Below are 3,451 nucleotides of genomic sequence, written 5' to 3'. Positions count from 1 at the left end.
TGTTGATTTATACTTAAAACTGACCCAGTTTTAACGAGGAAAATTGACCCACCTACAGCAGTGGCAATGAGTAAGTAGAACTGGTCTTGATTACACTGTACCTTGAAAATTTAATACTCAGAATTGACCCACCTGATAGCAAACGATACACTTCTCTCTGTATGCACCAATACAAGAGAGGAGGTTTGAAAGAAGGTGTATGATTTGCAAGATTGGGCTGCTGTTCAGCGAGTTTATAAACAGACAAGATCAAAACGGGCAACTGCAAAAATACTTGGAATGTCCAGAAATACTGTCAGGAGTCTTTTAGAAGAAAAAGAAGCACCGGTGTATAAACGGACAGTTTATAAGAGCAAGATTGATGGTTTCAAAGAACAGATCATCGAATGGCGATGCGAACCGTTTCTTTTCAATGGAACACGGATTTTTAGAGAATTGAAAGCAAGAGGTTATACAGGAAGCATTGGCCCTGTTTACCGGTATCTGTCAAAAATTGAAGAGGATATCAAAGACCACATCAGTTCCAAAGCTACTGTAAGGCATGAAAGCCCTCCGGGAGATCAGGCTCAGTTCGACTGGTCACCTTATAATGTTCCTGTTGATGGCGTGATCATAACTGTTTACTGTTTTTCAATGATACTTTCAGCATCCAGAAAGAAAGCAGTCTGTTTTTCTTTAAAGGCAGATGCGGCAGCCATTTATGAAGCAATTCAGGAACTGTTTGAAGATCTTGGTGGAGTAACACTGGAGCTTTTGATCGATAATCCAACAGCATTGGTCATCGAAAATAATCCAAGGAACGAAATGGAGATCCGTTATAATCCCCATGCCCTGCTTATGGCAAGACATCTGGGAACAGAACTTAATGCATGTCCCTGCTACTGGCCGCGCAAGAAAGGAAAGATCGAGAGACCCTTCAACTATATCGAAGAACAATTCATAAAGGGAAACCACTTTGCTTCAATGGAAGATCTGAATCGTCGTGGAAAAGATTTCGTTGAGTCCTGGTGTAATGAAACACACACAACGACCAAAAGAATTCCAAACATACATTATCTTCAGGAAGAACGGGATCTGTTGCTGCCATTGCCAGACCGTCGTTATCGACTGAAGGAATTGGAAAGCAGGATCATCAGTCCTGACTGTTATATCAGCATTGGCGGAAATAAGTATAGCGTTCCTGATATCTTTGCAGCCAAAACCATGTATTTCAGGATCATCTATGGGTTCAGAATCGAGCTTTATGACAGAAAAAAGAACTATGTCATGAAATTGGAAGCATCACGTAACAAGCATGAAATCCTGACAAATTCGGAGCACTATAAAAATGTAGCACCAAAGGCGCCAACATCGATTCCGCAGATACGAAGGGAATTCACTGCCAGATACAGCAATGGTCTGGCTTATCTGGAAGCAGCCGGGAAAAAGTTTGACCAGCCCACACATTACGCAAGAAAGATCATGTTGCTCGAAGAACTTTATGATACAGATACCCTCAATCGTTTTATTGGATATGCAATACAGCATGATTCTATGGACATCCTGTCATTTAAAGAACTGCTCAAAGCTTACAATGCAGGCCGGCTGTCTCTTCCTGAGATATCTGAACAGAGACCGGAAGTTCTGTGTAAAACCGGAGAATACCGTGACGATGATTCAAAACTTTTGCGGGATCTGGATTACTATGAACAGAATGTAGGAGGAACGGTAAATGCCTAGTGAGACAAGTGCTGTAAACGCAGCTTATATAGAAGCCAGAATGAAACAGTTTAAACTGGTCGATATGCGCGAACAATATCAGGAACTTATACGTGTAGCTTCAGAACAGTCTATGACGTATGAAGATTTCCTGATCATGCTGTTACAAGCGGAGGAAACAGGAAAGAAACGCCGACAGGCTGAACGCCTGACAGATGCAGCTAATTTCGACTCTGATAAACGGCTGTCTGACATTGATTACCGCTTCAATCCAAACCTGGATGCGGATAAAATTCAATCTTTGGGCAGACTTGAATTTATGGATAACCATGAAAATATCATAATCATTGGGCCGCCGGGAGTCGGTAAAAGTATGATCGCCACCGGGATTGGCCGGAATGCATGTGAAGCCGGATATAAGGTTCTCTTTGTGAATGCAAAAGAACTGGTCGATCAGCTGTATGAGGATATGCAGAAAGGATATCTGAAAGAAACTCTGAAACAGATCAGTAAGATTCCGCTTTTGATCATCGATGAACTGTCATATTTAAAAATGGATAAAGAAAGAGAGAGCCTTTTCTTTCAGATCATTCGCCAAAGATATGAAAAAAGCTCCCTCATTATCACCACAAACCTGCCCATGGGCAGATGGGATGAACTATTCACCGGCAAGCTGGCCGCTGCAGCGATCCTTGACCGCCTGGTCCATCATTGCCATGTCATAAGTATAACGGGTGACAGCTATCGTGTCAAAGGTCCAAAAACTGAGTATTAAAAAAGGAAGGCATAGAAATGAGTATAAAAATCACACCGGATAAATATCCGCAGATCATAGAAGTTTACAATACAGAGGGAAAAACAGCCGCCTATGACCTAATGCGGAGCTGTTATGAGATCAAAAATCCAACTTGTGTTATGAAAAGGATGAAAGCAGACAAGAGTCTTGGATATAACTATGATACTGACCGTTTTGAATCAGACAGCCGTAAGGAAGATGATATATTTTTAAATTTAGAGATGCTCTGTGAAAATAAAATCGAAACATCTGATCGATCTGAAGGAGCTATAAATCGAAATGACCGTATAAAAGCCATGGAGAACATGGTACATTCCCTGATCAGTGACCGGTTACTGGAACTCAGTAAGTATGTATTGCTGGATCCAATCGGCAAAAGAATACTGATCAATAAAAGTTCAATGCAGACTGACGGATATCAGGTGCTCATTAATTAGGAGGCAGATATGAGATTTAGAAAAAATGTGCCTGCGGAGCACAGAGAATTCCTGCAGGAACAGTTAAAACAATACAAAAAAGAAATAACCATGTCGAAAGATGAGTTACGTGAATTAGAAAAATGGGTAGCCAGTGGACGAAGCCCCTATGATAACGGAGACTATATTTATAGCGAAAACGGATGCCCAATGGACTTTGTCAGCGCAATGCGTTTCCAGGATGAAATGTATGAATGGTGGATGAGTCTTTCAGAAGAAGAACGAGAACAAGAATTAAGGGAGCTTCGCGGGGATTATGATACTGTTTCAGACAGCATAATCATAAATACTGAATGGAGTGATCCGGTAATGGATCCGGATGCTGAACTTCCGTTCAGCTGATGCGCTTGACGGGTCAATTCACAGTGTAAAAAATCAGATTTACATACAGAAATGACCCACTTGAAAATCAGGTGATTTCTGAATTCAGGTGGGTCAAAATTAAACGTAAAAGTGGGTCAATTTTACTTGACAATCAACA

General features: G+C 41.1%; 4 protein-coding genes. All 4 read left to right on the top strand.

Going from position 1 to position 3,451, the window contains the following annotated elements:
• Positions 1-195 precede the first annotated feature (195 nt).
• The 4 genes from istA to I2D69_RS19465 are packed head-to-tail and all read left to right on the top strand — an operon-like array spanning position 196 to position 3,312.
• On the top strand, positions 196-1,719 hold the full coding sequence (gene istA, locus I2D69_RS19480; protein ID WP_118031851.1) for an IS21 family transposase: 1,524 nt from the start codon (positions 196-198) through the stop codon (positions 1,717-1,719).
• Entirely contained in the window at positions 1,712-2,473 is a 762-nt protein-coding gene (istB, locus tag I2D69_RS19475) for an IS21-like element helper ATPase IstB (protein ID WP_118031850.1), read from the top strand. Before istA ends, istB begins: the two co-directional genes overlap by 8 nt.
• 17 nt (positions 2,474-2,490) lie before the next feature.
• Positions 2,491-2,931, top strand: a complete 441-nt coding sequence (locus tag I2D69_RS19470; RefSeq protein ID WP_195380410.1) for a hypothetical protein — start codon at positions 2,491-2,493, stop codon at positions 2,929-2,931.
• Positions 2,932-2,940: 9 nt separating this feature from the next.
• Positions 2,941-3,312 carry a hypothetical protein gene (locus I2D69_RS19465; RefSeq protein ID WP_118031848.1) on the top strand — a complete coding sequence of 124 codons (372 nt, stop codon included), beginning with the start codon at positions 2,941-2,943 and terminating at the stop codon, positions 3,310-3,312.
• Positions 3,313-3,451: the final 139 nt, after the last annotated feature.

Source organism: Ruminococcus sp. D54t1_190329_F1, from assembly GCF_015551645.1.
Classification (GTDB): Bacteria; Bacillota; Clostridia; order Lachnospirales; family Lachnospiraceae; genus Blautia_A; species Blautia_A faecis.
Note: the sequence above shows the minus strand (reverse complement) of the source record. Positions and strands in the feature narration are given on the sequence as shown.